At 64.3% G+C, this 17324-nt stretch carries 16 protein-coding genes; 10 read left to right on the top strand and 6 right to left on the bottom strand.

The window, feature by feature from the left end; genetic code table 11:
* Window positions 1-7 precede the first annotated feature (7 nt).
* Genes EOA19_RS00530 through EOA19_RS00520 form a run of 3 tightly spaced genes read right to left on the bottom strand, consistent with a single transcriptional unit; the run spans window position 8 to window position 3669 of the window.
* Entirely contained in the window at window positions 8-1318 is a 1311-nt protein-coding gene (locus EOA19_RS00530) for an aspartate aminotransferase family protein (protein WP_031212279.1), read from the bottom strand.
* Window positions 1319-2377 (bottom strand): phosphotransferase, encoded by a 1059-nt coding sequence (locus tag EOA19_RS00525; protein ID WP_023808830.1) that lies wholly within the window; start codon window positions 2375-2377, stop codon window positions 1319-1321.
* Complete coding sequence (locus tag EOA19_RS00520) at window positions 2374-3669, bottom strand: ArgE/DapE family deacylase (protein ID WP_164892806.1); 1296 nt, start codon at window positions 3667-3669, stop codon at window positions 2374-2376. The genes EOA19_RS00525 and EOA19_RS00520 overlap by 4 nt, the downstream gene beginning before the upstream one ends.
* 168 nt (window positions 3670-3837) lie before the next feature.
* Between EOA19_RS00520 and EOA19_RS00515 the strand changes: the two genes are divergently transcribed.
* The 8 genes from EOA19_RS00515 (at window position 3838) to EOA19_RS00480 (ending at window position 12928) form a co-directional block, all read left to right on the top strand.
* Complete coding sequence (locus tag EOA19_RS00515) at window positions 3838-4539, top strand: GNAT family N-acetyltransferase (RefSeq protein ID WP_245273050.1); 702 nt, start codon at window positions 3838-3840, stop codon at window positions 4537-4539.
* Window positions 4536-7262: a LuxR C-terminal-related transcriptional regulator gene (locus EOA19_RS00510; protein WP_128302367.1), complete on the top strand. Its 2727-nt coding sequence runs from the start codon at window positions 4536-4538 to the stop codon at window positions 7260-7262. The genes EOA19_RS00515 and EOA19_RS00510 overlap by 4 nt, the downstream gene beginning before the upstream one ends.
* An 82-nt stretch (window positions 7263-7344) precedes the next feature.
* On the top strand, window positions 7345-8466 hold the full coding sequence (locus EOA19_RS00505) for a class II histone deacetylase (protein ID WP_023808834.1): 1122 nt from the start codon (window positions 7345-7347) through the stop codon (window positions 8464-8466).
* A gap of 4 nt (window positions 8467-8470) precedes the next feature.
* Window positions 8471-9328, top strand: coding sequence for an urea ABC transporter permease subunit UrtB (gene urtB, locus EOA19_RS00500; RefSeq protein ID WP_128302366.1), 858 nt, complete (start codon window positions 8471-8473; stop codon window positions 9326-9328).
* Window positions 9325-10311 (top strand): branched-chain amino acid ABC transporter permease, encoded by a 987-nt coding sequence (locus tag EOA19_RS00495; protein WP_128302365.1) that lies wholly within the window; start codon window positions 9325-9327, stop codon window positions 10309-10311. Before urtB ends, EOA19_RS00495 begins: the two co-directional genes overlap by 4 nt.
* Complete coding sequence (locus EOA19_RS00490; RefSeq protein ID WP_023808837.1) at window positions 10308-11012, top strand: ATP-binding cassette domain-containing protein; 705 nt, start codon at window positions 10308-10310, stop codon at window positions 11010-11012. Before EOA19_RS00495 ends, EOA19_RS00490 begins: the two co-directional genes overlap by 4 nt.
* 2 nt (window positions 11013-11014) lie before the next feature.
* A complete protein-coding gene (locus tag EOA19_RS00485; protein WP_128302364.1) occupies window positions 11015-11716 on the top strand; it encodes an ABC transporter ATP-binding protein in 702 nt (233 codons plus the stop codon).
* A 42-nt stretch (window positions 11717-11758) separates the two neighbouring features.
* Complete coding sequence (locus EOA19_RS00480; RefSeq protein ID WP_023808839.1) at window positions 11759-12928, top strand: substrate-binding protein; 1170 nt, start codon at window positions 11759-11761, stop codon at window positions 12926-12928.
* Window positions 12929-12972: 44 nt separating this feature from the next.
* Here the strand turns inward: EOA19_RS00480 and EOA19_RS00475 are convergent, their stop codons facing one another.
* The gene (locus EOA19_RS00475) at window positions 12973-14619 is read right to left on the bottom strand and encodes an acetolactate synthase large subunit (protein ID WP_128302363.1); all 1647 of its coding nucleotides are present in this window, start codon (window positions 14617-14619) and stop codon (window positions 12973-12975) included.
* Window positions 14620-14705: 86 nt separating this feature from the next.
* A complete protein-coding gene (locus EOA19_RS00470; protein WP_245486015.1) occupies window positions 14706-14954 on the bottom strand; it encodes a hypothetical protein in 249 nt (82 codons plus the stop codon).
* Window positions 14955-15025: 71 nt separating this feature from the next.
* Here EOA19_RS00470 and EOA19_RS00465 point away from each other — a divergent pair, with 71 nt between their 5' ends.
* Complete coding sequence (locus tag EOA19_RS00465; RefSeq protein WP_281040466.1) at window positions 15026-16048, top strand: CocE/NonD family hydrolase C-terminal non-catalytic domain-containing protein; 1023 nt, start codon at window positions 15026-15028, stop codon at window positions 16046-16048.
* A 19-nt stretch (window positions 16049-16067) separates the two neighbouring features.
* On the opposite strand, the gene EOA19_RS00460 is transcribed toward EOA19_RS00465, so the two are convergent.
* Window positions 16068-16970: a LysR family transcriptional regulator gene (locus EOA19_RS00460; protein ID WP_128302362.1), complete on the bottom strand. Its 903-nt coding sequence runs from the start codon at window positions 16968-16970 to the stop codon at window positions 16068-16070.
* 102 nt (window positions 16971-17072) lie between these two features.
* Here EOA19_RS00460 and EOA19_RS35745 point away from each other — a divergent pair.
* The coding region (locus tag EOA19_RS35745) for an alcohol dehydrogenase catalytic domain-containing protein (protein ID WP_245486012.1) at window positions 17073-17324 on the top strand (252 nt) is incomplete at its 3' end.

Raw genomic sequence — 17324 nt, 5'->3', positions numbered from 1 at the left:
GGCCCGATCACCAGTTCGACAGCGCGCGATCGAGCGTCTCGGCCAGTTGCTCGGCATTGTCCCTGGCAAACGGCAGTGGCGGCCTCATCTTCAGCACATTGCCGCGCGGACCGCAGGACGAGATCAGCACGCCGTCCTCGCGCATGGCTTCGACGACCGCCGATGTCTTGGTGGCGGCCAGCGCCTCGTCACCGTCCGCCGTCAGCTCGACACCGAAATAGAGGCCGTTATGCCTGATATCGGCGACCGCGCCATGCCGGCTCTGCAGGGTGCGCAGCAGTTCACTCGTATACGCGCCGACATTGCGCGCATTCTCGATCAGCCCCTCGCCCTCGATCACCGCCAGCACGGCGAGACCGACGGCGGCAGCAACCGGATTGCCGCCGAAAGTGTTGAAATAACCGGTGTTCGAGCCGAACGAAGCGACTAGCTGCGGCCGCACGAGCACGGCGCCCATCGGGTGTCCATCGCCGATCGGCTTGCCCATCGTGACGATGTCGGGCTCGATGCCATAATTGGCGAAACCCCACATGCCTTGGCCAAGCCGGCCGAAGCCGGACTGGACCTCATCGGCGATGACGATGCCGCCGGCCTTTCTGACGTGATCCACCGCCTCGCGCATCACCGCCGCATCGGGAAAGAAGATGCCGTCGCTGGAAAAGGCCGAGTCGAGAAGGAGTGCGGCCGGCTTGATATCTTTTACGCGCATGTCCTCGATGGCGGCGGCGACATTTTTTGCGAAAACATTCGCGGCCCGGCCATGGTCGCGGAACGTGTCCGGCGCCGACACGGTGCGGTGCTGCGCGCGCACGCCCTTTGCTCCGACCGCCGCCGGCGACAGTTGCGCCGTCGCGATGGTGGCGCCGTGATAAGCGAAGTCGGTGATGATCACGCCGGTGCCGCCGCTGGAATGCTGGGCGATGCGGATGGCGAGGTCGTTGGCCTCGCTTCCGGTGCAGGTGAACATGGCGTGGCCAAGATGGGCCGGAACGGTGCCGAGCAGTTTTTCCGCGTAATCGAGGATGATCTCGCTGAGATAGCGCGTGTGGGTGTTGAGCGTGGCGGCCTGTCCGGACAGCGCCTCGACAACGCGCGGGTGGCAGTGGCCGACCGAGGCGACGTTGTTATAGGCGTCGAGGAATTTACGGCCCTGGGCATCGTAGAGCCACACACCGCTGCCGCGCACCAGATGAATAGGGTTGCGGTAGAAGGCGCGATAGGTCGGCCCAAGCAGCCTGGCGCGGCGTTCAAGCAGCGCGCGCTCCGATGCAGCCGCGTCGGCATTTGAAGGATATGGCGAGGACTGGGACACGAGCATTTACTCCGGATTGGAATGGTCGAGAAAATAGCGGCGGGCATCGGTGGATGACAGACCATCCAGCTTTTCGAGCGAGGCCCAGACCTCGGTGGCGAGGCGCAGCACATAGTCGCGCTTGGCCGGGAAGCGCTCGGCCTGCCAACTGGCGATGTTGACGATGAGCGCAAGCCGGGCACGGATCAGATCGAAGAGAATGCCGATCTCTTCCTCCTCCAGCAGCTGAACCGATTGATAGCCGGCGACGAAGCGCGCGGCCGGCGCCAACGGATGGCCTTGCGCCGGCCAGCGATAGACGGCGCCGATGGCGAGGTCGCAGATCAGCGGCGAATGGATCATGTCGCCGAAATCGAGGATGCCGCTGACGACCTCCGGCCGCGACGCGTCCATCACCACATTGTAGGAGTTCATGTCGTTGTGGACGATCTGGGCGCGCAGGGTCGGAATGATTGGCGCCGCATGCTGCTCGAAGGAGTCGATCGCGCGCTCGACCATCGCCCTCCGGCCCGGATCAGTGATGTGCACCGTCATCGGTCGTATCTTGGCGACCTTGCGGATATCCCAGAGCAGGTCGCTGCCGGCGGCCGGGTGGAAGAAACCGCGCAGCGCCCGGCCAAGGCGGGCGAGGAAGATCCCGAGATTGCGATCCTGCGCATCGGAAGTCGGCGAGCGCGACAGCAGCTGACCGGGCAGATAAGTCACCAGCCGGACGATGCGCGGTGCCGATCCACCAACACTGGCCGTAAATTGCGCTTCGCCCTCAAGGCTTTTGCGCACCGAGGGAACCGGCAAGGTGGGGTCGACTGCAAGGATGTGGTCGAGCGCCTTGTTCTGGAAGTCGGTGAAGCCGGCCTCTTCCGCCGGATGGGAAACCTTGAGGACGAACTCGCCCTCGCCGTCGGTCTGGATGTGGAAGTTATGGTCGCGTTCGCCAGGCAATGGACGCGCGGTGCCGGTCAGCCCGTAGTGCCGGCGCACGATGGCAAGCGCGTCGGTCGTCGAGACATGGGGCGCGTCCTCGGCGAGCGTTTCGCCGAAAGCATCGGGGACGGCTGCATTCATGGCTTGGCCTCGATAGGTTCGAGGCCGCACCAGTCGGCGATGAACAGCGCGATCGTCTGGGTGACCTTGCGCACCGAGTCGAGATCGACGGCCTCGTCATAGCCGTGCGGCATGCGGCAGATCGGGCCGTAGACGATCGCCGGCGTTTCAGCATAGAGGCCGAAGAAGCGCGCATCAGTGGTCGCCGAGGTGACGTGCTCCGTCAGCGGCTCGCCCCACACGGCGGTGTGGCTGCGGCGCAGCACCGCTTCCATCTCGTCGGCGCCTTCCAGCACATAGCCCTCGGCCATGAAGCCGTTGTAGGTCATCATCGGTGGGCGATTGGCCAGGAACGGATCGGCACGCGCCGCTTCGGCGATACAGGCCTCAAGCTCGGCCCTGGCGTCTTCGAGCCTCTGGCCGGGATAGGTGGCGACGCGCATCTCGAAGACACAGCGCGCCGGAACGCTCGATGTCCATTCGCCCCCTTCGATCTTGCCGAGATTGAAGCGGATCGGGTGCGGGTGATCATGGAAATGCTTGTCGTCGACCTTGCGCGCGTTCCAGACGATTTCGAGCTGCTTCAGCGCCTGGATGATGACAAATGCCTTTTCGATGGCATTGGCCCCGGCAGAAAATGCACCCGACGCATGCTGGGGATCGCCGTCGACCTCGACCCGGAACCAGATCGGCCCGACCTGCGCCCGCATCAGCCTCGGCTCCAGCGGTTCGGGAATGAAGGCGGCGTCGGCGCGGTAGCCGCGCTGCAGACAGGCAAGCGCGCCATTGCCGGTGCATTCTTCCTCGACCACCGACTGGAGATACAAGTTCGCGGCCGGCTGATAGCCAAGGCTGCGCAATGCGGCCAGCGCATAGAGGCAGGCGGACAGGCCGGCCTTCATGTCGCCGGCGCCGCGGCCATGCATCCAGCCGTCCTCGATCACCGGATCGTAGGGATCGCGCACCCAGCGGTCGAGTGGCCCTGTCGGCACGACATCGATATGGCCGTTGAGGATCAGCGAGCGGCCGGTCGCGTTTCGCGGCGTATGCGTGGCAACGACATTGAAGGCGTCGTCATAAGAAACTGCCACGGGTGAAAAACCCGGCAGGTCGCGAATCGCATCGACATCGACGCGCCACATGTCGACGGCATAGCCGTCAGCCTCAAAGGCAGCCGCCATGAACGATTGTGCGGCATGTTCCTCACCACGCTGCGAAGGAAAACGCACGAGGTCTTGCAGAAACGCTACCTGCCGCGCGAAGCCGCCATCGACCGCGCTGAGAATGGCCTCGTCCGCAATCCGCTCAGGCATTATGTTTCACTTTCATCTGAATGGTGTATCATATCTCATATGCCATTTCTGTGAAATGCAAGAGGCATACGCGCCAAACTTTCAGTCCAGGACTTGCCGTTCAATGCTGCCATGGTCTGGGGAGTTGGCATCGGATGCAGCAAGCCGATACTGCTATCTCTGGAAGACATGACGAGGAATGCGTTGATCACCGAAGACACGATGCCGGCCGAAATCACCGATCTCGCCATTGGCTACCATCGCCTGCCGGCGGGCAAGCTTGCCAATGCGGTGACGTGGATGGAGGCGCGCTCGCCGCAGCCCGATCTCGCGCACCCCTTGGCCATGACACGGATCACGCCCCCCGACTGCGCTTCCTACCGGGCGATTTTCCTAGAGATCGGCGCGCCCTGGCTTTGGGACCGTGTTTCCGAAATGTCCGATGCCGAAATCACCGAGCATTTCGCCGACCCGCGCCAGCATCTCTACTACGGCCATGACGAGACCGGCGCGCATCTCGGTATGGTCGAATTCTTCGTCGCCGACAGCAGCGAGATCGAGATCACCTATTTTGGCCTGTTCCCGTCCCTGACCGGCAGGGGTTTCGGCAAACGGCTGATGGCCGGGGCACTGGACCTCGCATGGCGTCTCAACCCGAGCCGCATCTGGCTGCATACAAGCAGCTTCGATCATCACAGTGTCATCGGGTTCTACAGTGCCTGCGGGTTCGTCCCCTTCGCGACCGGATTTGAGATCATCGACGATCCCCGGATCAAGGGAACCTTGCCGCGCGATGCCGCACCGCAGATTCCGCTGATCGAAACGGAGTGGAGCAATGGCAAGGGAGCCGCGCTTTCCCGGAAAAGCGGCAGGTTGCACGGACCTAGATGAGAACAGCTCCGCAATCCGTCAGCCAAGCGTCGCCGCACCATCGCCGATGGGTGCGCCGCGAGACCATCCTGTCGACGCTGGAGCGCCACATCGACACGCGGATCGTGCTGTTCGCCGCGCCCGCCGGCTTCGGCAAATCGACGACAATGGCGCAATGGGCCACGGAGGTCGCGCGCCACGGTCGGCTGACCGCATGGCTATCCTGCGAGGCAACCGACAATGACGAGGGCGCCTTCCTGTCGCATCTGGTGGGCGCGCTCCGCCATCTCGTCCAGAGCCCAGCGGAACTCGACCTTGCCTTCCAGTCCAGCCCGATCCCCCAGCTCGATGTCATGCTCGCGGCACTGGTCACGGGCCTTGCAGCGCGCGAAGCTGACATCACGCTGTTCTTCGACGACTACCACGCTGTCGAGGCGACGGCGGTGAAGCGGTTCATGGAGCGCCTGACCCGGCAGGCGCCGGCAAACGTCGCCTTCGTCATCGGCTCGCGCAGCCTGCCCGATCTGCAACTCGGCAAGCTCAGGGTGCTGGGCGACATCTTCGAAATCGGCCCCGACGATCTGCGTTTCGCCTCGTCCGAGGCCGAGGCTTTCTTCAACGAGAAGCTGGGCCTGAGCGTCAGCAGCGGCACAGTGGAGACCTTGTGCTCGCGTACCGAAGGATGGGCCGCCGGCCTGCAGCTCGCCTCGCTCTCGCTGAGTGCCGCACACGCACCCGAAACCGTCATCGGCAATTTTACCGGCGCCAACCGCAACGTCGCCGACTTCCTGATGGGCGAAGTGTTTCTGGAGCTGCCGCCGGCAATCGCAAAATTCCTGCTCTACAGTTCGATCTTCGAACGCTTCAGCGCCGAAGCCTGCCGGGCGGTGATGCGCGCGGCGGATGCCGAGGCGGCGATTACCGAGATCGAGACGCGCAACCTGTTCCTGGTGCCGCTCGATGAAGAGCGACGCTGGTTCCGCTACCATCATCTGTTCCGCGATTTCCTCAGCCGCGAAATGGAACGGCGCGAACCGGAGATGATCGCGCCGCTGCATCTGGCGGCCGCCGAATGGTTCGGCGAACGCAAGATGCTGACCGAGGCGATCGGGTACGCGCTGGCCGCCGGCGACCAGGCACGCGCGGCGGTATTCGTCGAAAACAACGCGCTCGACCTCATCGCCCAGTGCCAGCTTCTCTACGTGCGCCAGCTGCTCGCGCTGCTGCCTAGGAAACTGATCGACCAGCGCATCCGGCTGCAACTGGTGGTGCTTTGGCTGGCGGTGCACAGCAGCCAACCCGAGATTGCCCAGCAGACGCTGAGCAATGCGCGCAAGCTGGTCGAGACCGGACCGACTGACAGCAATGACCCAGGCACCATGACCGGCACAACGATCGAGGCCGAACTGGTGGTTCTCGCCGCTGCCGTCCACAGCACGCTGGAGCAGTTCGATCAGGCGCGCGACACAGCACTTGCGGCCCTGCGCGTCATCTCACCCGATGCCTGGTTCATGGAAGGCGCGACCGCCAATGTCATCGGCTACAACCTCTATGCGCTGGGTGACCTCGAAGGTGCCCGCGCCGCGATCGATGCGGCGCGACGGGCGCATGAGCGAAGCGGCAGCCTGCTCGGCGTCACCATTGCCAATTGCTACATGGCCGTTGTCGAGCGTTCGGCGGGCCGCTTGCCCGCCGCCGAGCGGCTGCTGCGCAACGCCATCATCGAGGCCAGGGCGCGGATCGGTGCTAATTCCTATGCCGAGGCCCTGGCCGGAACGCTGCTAGCCGAGCTCGCCTACGAGACCAATGCGTCGGGCGAAGCGCTGACCCTGGTCGAGAATCTCGGCCCGCAGATCGAGGGCGCGGCGGTCATCGTCTATCCCCTTGCCAGCGTGCCGACCTATGCCCGTGTGCTGCAGCTGACCGGTCGCACCGAAGCCGCACTGGACATGCTGGAGCGCGTCTATCAACGCGTGCGCGGCACGGTGTATCGCCGCCTGGCATCGATGATCATGCATGACCGCGTACGTGTGCTGCTCGACCAGAACCGCAATGCCGAGGCGCGCGCGCTGCTGGCCGAGCATCGCGGCGAAGAGACCGAGACTTCGACGGTCATCACCACCGCAAACGAGTTCGAGTTCTTTGCCGAGGGCCGTTTGCTGACGGCGGAAAAATCCTATGCCAATGCAGCGGGGGTTTTCGACGCGCTTCTGGAGCGCACGAGAACCAGCGGGCGCATGCGTCGCCATATATTGGCGCTGATCCTGCGAGCCAAAGCGGCCAGCGCTGCCCACGACCAACGCGAGGCAGACCGCAATCTCCTCGATGCGTTGCGTCTCGCCCAACCTTCCGGCTTCATCCGTTCCTTCGTCGACGAGGGAAGGTCTGTCGTCGAAGGGTTGATGCGGCTGCGTGCTGCCCAGGCGAAGACCGACCCCGCGCTGTCAGCCTATGCCACGCGCATCATCGATGCAGCGCAGGCGATGCCCGTGGCGGCGCGCAAGCTGGCCGCACCAGCCGCTGAGAAGGAACAGCTCACCCAGCGCGAGGCCGAACTGCTGCGCTATCTCACTGAGGGCATGTCCAATCGCGATATCGCCTTGGCGCTGTCGGTGAGCGAAACCACGGTGAAATGGCACCTGAAGAACATTTTCGGCAAGCTTGCGGTATCCAACCGGGTGCAGGCGGTGCGCGCCGCGCAAGGGTCAGCAGGCGCCTATACCCCTCCGAAAGGAGGGGCATAGATACAGGCGCAGCCCCTCTTTCGGGTCGGGCCACATGATCGTTAGCCTGCTAGCGTCACCTGGTTTTTAGAGGACGCTGCGAATGGCGACAGGCTACGTTTTTCACGAACAGCTGATGTGGCATGACACCGGCTCCAGCGCCGACATGATGCCTCCCGGCCGTTTCGTGGAACCCGGCCGCCATCTGGAATCCCCTGGCTCGAAGCGGCGGCTGAACAACCTCATCCAGGTCAGCGGCCTGTCGCGCCATCTCGTCCCGATTATCCCCGAGCCGGTCTCGGTCGAGGACCTGTTGCGCGTCCACACGCAACGTCACGTTGACGACATCAGGATGCTCAGCGAGCGCGGCTCCGGTTTCGCCGGGCCGCAGGCGCCAATCGGCCTCAACAGCTTCGACATCGCGCTGCTGTCTGCCGGCACCACCTATGCCGCGATGCGCGCCGTGCTGACCGGACGCGTCGACAATGCCTATGCGCTGGCGCGGCCGCCGGGGCACCATGCCGAGCCTGATCAGGCGATGGGCAACTGCCTGTTCTCCAACATCGGCGTCGCTGTCCGCCGGCTGCAGCATGAAGGCCTGCTTGGCCGCGCCGCAGTGGTCGACTGGGATGTGCACCACGGCAACGGCACCGAGACGGTGTTCTATTCCGACCCGTCGGTGCTGACCATTTCCTTGCATCAGGACAATCTCTACCCGACCGGGCGCGGTGCGCTGGCCGACAACGGCAAAGATGCCGGCGAAGGCTACAACATAAACATACCGCTGCCGGCGGGCAGCGGCACCGGCGCCTATGAAGCGACTTTCGACCGTGTCGTCGCGCCGGCGCTGCGTGCCTACAGACCGGACCTCGTCATCGTCGCGTCCGGCTTCGATGCGTCCGGCTTTGATCCGCTCGGCCGCATGATGCTCAACAGCGAATGCTTCAGGCGGCTCGCCGCGCGCATGGTGGCGCTGGCCGCCGAAACTTCGCAAGGGCGCCTGATGATGACCCATGAGGGCGGCTACTCCGAGGGCTATGTGCCGTTCTGCGGCCATGCCGTCATCGAGACTCTGGCCAACCATCGCACCGAAGTGGTCGACCCGTTGTCGGAGCATATCGACGAATGGGCGGGGCAGGATCTGCAGTCGCATCAGGCCGCGGCGATCGATGCCGCCGAAGGCCTGCTCGCCGGCCTGCGCCAACGTCTCGCCAGTGCGGCCTGACGCGATGGATTTTCTCATCACCACGCTGCTCAATGCGCTGACGCTGATCAGTATCCTGATGCTGGTCGGGCTCGGGCTGGCGATCAGCTTCGGGCTGATGAACGTGACCAATTTGGCGCATGGCGAGTTCGTCACCGTCGGCGCTTTCGCGGTTTATTTCGTCCAGAGCGTGGGCGGCTCGTTCTGGCTGGGCCTGGCGGCGGCGCCCGTTGCCGGCGCGGTGGTCGGCTGTATCCTCGAGTTCGCCATCATCCGCCATCTCTATTCCAGGCCGGTCTCGACCGTGCTTGCCACCTGGGGCGTCAGCCTGATCCTGCAGCAAGGGCTGGAACTGATCTTCGGGCTCGGCGCCAAGCCGGTGACGCCGCCGATCGAGGGCACGCTCGATCTTTTCTTTACCGTCTATCCGGCCTACCGGCTGATCCTGATCGGCATTGCCATGCTGACCTTGCTCGGCGTCATCCTGTTGATCAGCCGGACGCCCTTCGGTCTCGACATCCGCACCGTCATCCAGAACCGCGAGATGGCCGAAGGCGTCGGCATCAATACCCGGCGCACCTACGCCATCGCCTTCACCTTCGGCGCGGCAATCGCCGGCCTTGCCGGCGGACTGGTCGCACCGCTGGCAATCGTGCTGCCGCAGATGGGGGTGAACTATCTCGCCAACGCCTTCTTCGTCGTCATCGTCGGTGGTGTCGGCTCGATCGGCGGCCTTGTCGCCGGCAGCGTCTTCGTCGGCGGACTGACCAGCATCCTCAATTATCAGATTTCGCCGTCGCTGGCGCAGGCGATCGTGCTGCTGGCTGCCATCGTCGCTGTCCGTCTGCGGCCCAACGGCCTGTTCAACGGAGGGTCGCGATGATCGCCCGCGACCGCAACTGGCTGATGATCTTTGCCGTCTGCGTGGCGCTCGCGATCATCTATCCGTTCTTTGCCGGCGGCTATCAGTTGACGGTGATCCGCGACGCGCTGATCTTCGGCCTGTTCGCGGCGAGCCTCGACTTCTTCTGGGGCCGCACCGGAATCCTGTGTTTCGGCCACGCCGCCTTCTTCGGCATCGGCGGCTACATCATGGCGCTGGTTACGCTCAATGATGCCATCCCCTTCGGAAGCCTGCTTGGCATCATCGGTGCGGTGGCGGGTGCGGCCTTCGTCGCCGCCATCATCGGCTACTTCCTGTTCTTCGGCGGCATTCGTGGCAGCTATTTCACCATCGTCACGCTGGCCATGGGCGTCATCTGCCGGCAGGCCGCGGTTTCCTGGAGTTCGGTCACCGGCGGCGACAGCGGCCTGATCGGCATTCCGCCGATCGAGTTCGATCTTGGCGGCCTGCATGTCGATCTGAGCCAGGATCTGCCCTCCTATATCTTCGTCTCGGCTATCGTCGCCGTGACGGTGCTGGCGCTGTGGTCGATCAGCCGCGGCCGCTGGGGCACGGTGCTGACCGCAATCCAGGACAATGAAGTCCGGGCGGCCGCGCTCGGCCACAATGCGCCGTTGCGGCTGCTCGTTACTTTCGTCTTGTCGGCGGCGATCGCCGGACTTGCCGGCGCGCTCTATGTCTGCATGGCAGGACTGGTGGCGCCCGACCTGTCCGGACTGCTCCTGTCGACGGAGGTGATCGTCTGGGTGGCGGTCGGCGGGCGCGGCACGCTGCTTGGGCCAGTACTGGGCGCCATCTTCATTCAGCGCGCGCAGCAGACGATCAGCAGCTTCAACCCGAGCCTGTGGCCCCTTCTGCTCGGCTGTGTCTTCGTCATCATCGTCTTCGTCCTGCCGGATGGCATCCTGTCGATCTACGCGCGGCTGAAAGGCCTGTTCAAGGGCGGGAGGCGCGCGCAATGAGCGACATCCTGCTGCAGGCCGAGAACGTCGGTATCCGCTTTGGCGGGCTGCAGGCGCTGGAGGCTCTGAACCTCACGGTGCGCGACAAGGAACTCTGCTGCATCATCGGGCCGAACGGCGCTGGCAAGAGCACCTTCCTCAACGTGCTGACCGGCACGCTGCGTCCGACCAGCGGCAGCGTGCGCTTCCTCGGCCACGACATAGCCGGCTTGCCGCTGCATCGCATCGCCCGGCTCGGCATTGCCCGCAAGTTCCAGATCCCCTCTGTCTTCCCGAGCCTCTCGGTGGAGGATAATCTCAAGGTCGCGCGCTGGGGGGCGCCTTCGCCTGCGCGCCCGGTTGGCGAACTCTTGGAGCTGGTCGCGCTGACCAACCGCGCCGCCACGTTGGCCGGCGAACTCGCGCATGGCCAGAAGCAATGGCTGGAGATCGGCATGGCGTTGGCGATAGAGCCGCGCCTGCTGTTGCTCGATGAACCCACTGCCGGCATGACGCCGCAGGAGACGCTGGCGACGGCGCAGATGCTGCTGCGACTCAAAGGTGAATTCTCGATCGTTGCCGTCGAGCACGACATCCGCTTCGTGCGGGCGCTGAACTGCGAGACGTTGGTGCTGCATCAGGGACGCCGGCTGCGCAGCGGTCCTTTCCATGACATCGAGACCGACGAGATGGTCCGCGATGTCTATCTGGGGAGGCGCTGATCATGCTGCGAACAATGGCGGTGTCGGCCGGCTACGGTCTGCTCCCCGTGCTGAACGGCATCGACCTCAGCGTCGCGCTGGGCGAAGTCGTGGGCTTGCTCGGCCGTAACGGCGCAGGCAAGACAACGCTGCTGCGCGTCATCTCCGGCGGCTTGCGGGCAAGCGGCGGGGCGGTGGTTCTCGGAGACAAGGATCTCACCAACGCGCCGGCTTTCCGCCGTGCGCGCGCAGGCATCGCGCATGTGCCGCAGGGGCGCGGGATCTTTAACCAGCTGACGGTGCGGCAAAACCTGGAGGTCGGCACCCGCGCTGCCAAGGACCGTGGCGACGGCGGCATTCCGGCCGACATCTTCGGCTATTTTCCAATCCTGCGCGAACGCGAAGCGCAGGTCGCCGGCACGCTTTCGGGCGGCCAGCAGCAAATGCTGGCGATCGGCCGCGCGCTCTGCGGCCTGCCCTCGGTGCTGCTGCTCGACGAGCCCTCGGAAGGCATCCAGCCGAACATCGTGCAGTCGATCGCCGAACTGGTGCCGCGCATCGCCCGCGAGCGCGGCATCGCGATCATTCTTGTCGAGCAGAATCTCGATCTCGTTCTCAAGGCATCGGACCGCTGCCTGGTGATGGAGAAGGGCAGGATCGTCCACGAAGGTGCTGCTGAGACCTTCGCCGACGAGACCCTGCTGAAGGACCTGTTGGCTTTGTAAGGCGTGCATGGGGCGCGCCTGGGACTGGAAGGGAACACAACAATGATAAGCAGAAGAACTGTCTTGAAATCGGGCGGCGCTGCCGCCGCCTTCGCCATAGTCGGCGCGCCGTCGATCCTGCGCGCCGCCGACACCGTCAAGGTCGGCCTGTCGATCCCGATCACCGGACTGCAGGCGATCCTCGGCGAGACGTTGCTCAATTGCTACAAGCTCGCCGCCGCCGAACTCAACGCCGCCAACGGCATTGGCGGGCGCCAGGTCGAACTCATCATCGAGGACAACCAGACCACGACCAAGGGCTCCATCGACAAGGCGCGCAAGCTCATCAACGAAGACAAGGTCGACGTGATCATGGGCACGATCATTTCGCCTGAGCGCAGCGCCACGCTGTCGGTCACCTCGAAGGCCAAGAAGCTGTTCTTCTACCCGACCAATTTCGAAGGCGGCGAATGCAACCGCTACTTCGTCGCCACCGGCCCGATCCCGATGCAGCAGGTCGACCCGATGATGCCATGGGTGGCAGAGAACCTCGGCAAGACGATCTATGTCATGGCTTCGGACTATGCCTGGCCGCAGAAGATGACCGAGGCGATCACGGCGGCCTATGAGAAGGCCGGCGGCAAGATCATCGGCGCCGATTACTATCCGTTCGGGACCACAGATTTCGGCCCGGCCTTCCAGAAGATCAAGTCGCTGAAGCCCGATGTCGTCTGGTCGATGGTGGTCGGCAACGACGCCGTCACCCAGCTCAAGCAGTATCGCAGCTTCGACATCAAGCAGCCGCTGATCGCCCCGCTCGACGAGGTCTTCAACAAGGACGCGCTGCCGCCCGGCGTTGCGGCCGGCACCTATGCGCCGCAGCCCTACTGGATGGCGCTGGACAATCCGGTCAACAAAAAGTTCATCTCCAGCTTCCGTGAGAAATTCGGCCAGGAGAAGATGGTCAACGGCATCGGGGAGGCCGGCTACAACGGCCTGCATCTCTACGCGCTGGCCGCGGAGAAGGCGGGATCGCTGAAGGACGACGATGTATTGGCCGCGCTGCCGTCGATCGAGTTCGACGCACCGCAAGGCAAGATCCGCGTCGACGCCACCAACAACCACACACTCTGCCATTCCTATGTAGGCAAGGCGGCGGCCGACGGCATCGGCTACGAGATCGCTAAGGATTTCGGCACCATCGCGCCGGTAACGCCTTACTGCAAGGTGTAGGGTCTTCCGCCCAAGCAATCCTGACGGCGGCTTTGTCGCTGCCGTCAGGGCGTCTGCGGCGCAGGCAGACGCTCGCGCAATTCGTCGACGAGCACCCTGGTGTTTTCGGAATAGTCGATAGGCACAACGACGAGATGCACGCCGCCGCCGGTGAAGGCCTGTTCCAGCGCCGGCCGCAAGTCGGCGATCTCTGCAACCCTGGTTCCCTTGGCGCCATAAGCCTCGGCATACTTGACGAAATCGGGATTTCCGAAGGTCATGCCGAAATCCGGAAATTCGTCAACCGCCTGCTTCCAGCGGATCATGCCATAGGCATGGTCCTCGAGCAGCAGGACGACGAGGTTGAGCTTGAGCCTGACGGCGGTCTCCAATTCCTGGCTGTTCATCATGAAGCCGCCATCGCCGCAGATGGCCATGACACGGCGCTGCGGATAGAGCAGTGCCGCCATCATCGCCGACGGCAAGCCCGCGCCCATGGTGGCCAGCGCATTGTCGAGCAGGATCGTGTTTGCCATGCGCGTCCGGTAGTTGCGCGCGAACCAGATCTTGTACATGCCGTTGTCGAGGGCGAGGATCCCGTCGGCCGGCATCACGGCGCGCACGTCGTGCACGATGCGCTGCGGCGTGAAGCGATCTTCGGTGGCCCGCGCGGCGATCCGGCTCAGAATGCCTTCCCGTAGCGGCAGCAGGACCTGCGCGTTGGGGATCTTGCCCTCGATGCGGTCGGCCAGCAGCGCCAGCGAAGGGCCGAGGTCGCCGACGATTTCGGCTTGCGGGAAATAGACCTGCTCGACATCGGCTGATTGGTAGCCGACATGAATGACCTTCGGCCCCTTCGCCCCCATGATGAAGGGCGGCTTCTCCACGGTGTCGTGACCGATGGTGATGATCAGATCGGCCTGCTCGATGGCCTCGTGCACGTAGTCGCGCTCCGAAAGGGCTGCCGTTCCCATATAGAGCTCCGTGCCGCCGGGCACGGTGCCCTTGCCCATCTGCGTGGTGAAATAGGGAATTTGCGTCCGCAGCACGAACTGCGCGACGTCGGGGGTCACGCGCGGTCGCGACGCCGCCGCGCCGAACATCAGCAGCGGGCGCCTGGCTTCCAGGATCATACGGGCGGCGCGATCAAGCGCGCCTGGACTGGCCAGCGGCAGTTCGACCGGGTGCGTCGGCACCAGCGCGATCGGTTCGCACTCGGCCGCCGCAATGTCTTCCGGCAGTTCCAGATGTACGGGACCGGGACGCTCTTCCTGGGCGACACGGAAAGCTTCGCGCACCAGCGAGGGGATCATCTTCGGCGAGACGATCTGGCGCGACAGCTTGGTCAGCGGCTTCATCGCCGCGACGATGTCGACGATCTGAAAGCGCGCCTGCCGGGATGACAGGATGCCCTTCTGGCCGGTGATCATGATCATCGGCATCGCGCCGAGCAGCGCATAGGCCGAACCGGTCGAAAGGTTGAGCGCGCCTGGGCCAAGCGTGGTGATACACACACCCGGCTTGCCGGTAAGCCTGCCATAGGTGGCGGCCATGAAAGCGGCTGCCTGCTCGTGACGGGTCAGGATCAACTGGATCGAGGAGCGGCGGATGGATTCGACGATATCGAGATTTTCTTCGCCCGGAATGCCGAAAATCCGTTCGACCCCTTCGTTCTCGAGGGCCGCGACGAACAGATCCGAACCTTTGGTCATAAACTGTCTCTCCCGCAACATTCCGTCGGCCCCCCTTCATATGGCATCGGAATGCGACGCCTCAAAGAGGCATCTTCGGCCGCGGGTCAGAGGCGCGTGTTGCAACTCGCCGCTTTCGGCGAAGCGAAAAGTTCCTTCGGCGCAGACCATTGGCTGACGGTCGCGCCGCGCGTGCCGGTGATCAGCGAGCGCAGTTCCGACAGATAGGTCTGCACGAAGAACGAGGTCTGGCTTTCCAGCGGCGTATAGGGCCCCGGCCGGTAGGCGCGCGACATGATGCCGTCGGCATTGTCCTCGGTGATCTTCTTGTCCTGCACCGTGGTGACGTCCCACATCCAGCTGATCGCATCGGAATCGACGCCGCCATCGGCATCCTTGTCGACGAGCCAAGCGGCCCGGCCGCTGGGTGGCGGAGCCGGCGTGGCCGGGACCAGGCGTTGGCGAAAAGGTGCTGAACCTTGCGCCGCATGTGCTGAGCGAGGCCAGGGGCGAAGATACGATCCTGGAGATTTCGTCGCCGCAGACGGCCGGCCTGTCGTCCGGCGCCTGGTGCGGTTATGGCGTCATGCCGACTTTGCCGGTCGACCAGCGCACGGAGGAAGGCAATGCCCTGATCTTCGAGACCGCGCCGTTGACCGAAGCCATCGAGATCCTTGGTTTCCCCGAATTCGAGGTCAGGCTCTCCTCTGACAAGCCCGTCGCCCTTCTGTCCGCCACGCTGTCGCAAGTGTTCCCTGAAGGTGCTGCCTCGCGCATCAGCTACGGCATCCTCAACCTGAGCCATCGCAACGATGATCTGGACATCGCACCCATGGTGCCGGGCCAGGCGGAAACGGTGCGCATCAAGCTGCGCTGCTGCGGGCAGCGTTTCGAGGTTGGCGAGCGTATCCGGCTGGCACTGGCGACATCGCATTGGCCGATCGTCTTCCCGACCGCCGAACAGGCGACGCTGTCGATCCATTGCGGCGACAGCCGGCTGATCCTGCCGGTACGCCCACCGCAGAAGCTGGACGACACGCTAGGGGCCTTCCTGGGACCTGAAAGCGCCAAGCCGATGGAGCAGGAGGTTCTGGCCAAGGGCGACGGCTTTCAGCGCTCGGTGTCGGCGGACCAGGTCACCGGCGAGACCGTCTCTCAGGTCGTCAATGATGGCGGCACGGTGCGGCATCCACATACGCAGATGACCGTTGCGGCGAGGCATGTCGACCGGTTCACCATCCACCCCGACGATCCGAACTCGGCGGTCGGCACCTGCACCTGGGAAAAGTCCTATGGCCGCGGCGACTGGCAGGCGCGCCTTTCGGTGAAAGCGACCGTGCGCGCGCTGCGCGATGTCTGGCGGATCGAGACCCACATCACTGCCCATGAGGGAGATGAAGTGGTCGTCGATCGCAGTGAGGTCAAGGAGTATCCGCGCGACCTCAACTGAAAGCGGCTGCGATTGGCAATCAGGCCATCGATCTCGGCAAGGCGGCAGCCAGCGCATCGACGGCCAGCCGCACCTTCAGCGGCAGATGCGGCGTCTGCAGCCAAAGGGCATGGCAGTCGTAGAGATATCGCGGCTGGTCCGGCAACAGTGCGACCAGCGCGCCGGCTTCAATGCGCTCGCGCACCAGCCACCAGGGCAGCCAGGCAAGCCCCATGCTCTCAACAGCCGCATCGGCGATGGCATCGAGATCGTCGAGCCGCAGCCGCCCGGTTGGCGTAATCTCCTGTACGGATTGCCCCTCGCGCGCAAACAGCCACGGCTGAACGACTTGGCCGAGCCGGCGGTAGACAATCGCCTGATGATCAGCGAAGTCTTCGATACGCTGCGGTTCGCCATGAACTCTGAGATAGGAGGGTGCGGCGCAGACGACCATGTCCTGGCGCGCGACGCGGCGTGCGATCAACCCCGCCTTGTCGCCCAGAGCACCGGTCCGAATGGCGAGATCGTATCCGTCTTCGGCAAGATCGGCGAAGCGGTCGGTGAGCGACAGGTCGAGCTCCAGCATCGGATATTGCCGCGCCAGCCGCAGCAGCACGGGTGCAACGCAATGGCGGCCGAAATGTGCCGGCATGGTGACGCGCAGTTTTCCACGTGGCTCCGAAAACTGGTCGGCGGCGAGCGCATCGGCGGCTTCGGCCTCGGCCAGCACCACCCGGCAGCGTTCATAGTAGGCGCGCCCGAAGTCGGTCAGGCTCTGCCGCCGCGTGGTCCGGTTGAGCAGCCGCACGCCCAGCCGCTCCTCGAGGAACCGCACATGCTTGCCAACCATTGGTCCGGACAGATCGAGTGCGACTGCGGCGGCTGCGAACGAGCCGAGGTCGACGGCCCTGACGAACACGGACATGCTCTCAAGCCGATCCATATTCAAAACTCCTGGTTTCTACTGTTCTTCCCTTACAGCCATTTATCCCCGGCAAGCCTAGCTGCATAGCTCATTCGGTTCAGATGATTTGGAGTATCCCGAATGACACGCGTAGTTCGCTTTCACCAGCATGGTGGCCCGGAGGTTCTGCGCATCGAGGATGTCGCGCTTTCCCCACCGGGGCCGGGCGAAGTTCAAATCCGGGTCAAGGCACTCGGCCTCAATCGCGCCGAAGCGCTGCTGCGCGCGGGGGCCTATATCGAGACGCCGACGCTCCCCTCGGGGCTTGGTCTTGAAGCGGCGGGTGTCGTCGAGACTATTGGCGACGGCGTGAAGGATCTCGCGCCAGGTGAC

Origin of the sequence: Mesorhizobium sp. M7A.F.Ca.US.010.02.1.1 (assembly GCF_004023085.1) — a bacterium.
In the GTDB taxonomy this organism is placed as follows: Bacteria; Pseudomonadota; Alphaproteobacteria; order Rhizobiales; family Rhizobiaceae; genus Mesorhizobium.
Note: the sequence above shows the minus strand (reverse complement) of the source record. Positions and strands in the feature narration are given on the sequence as shown.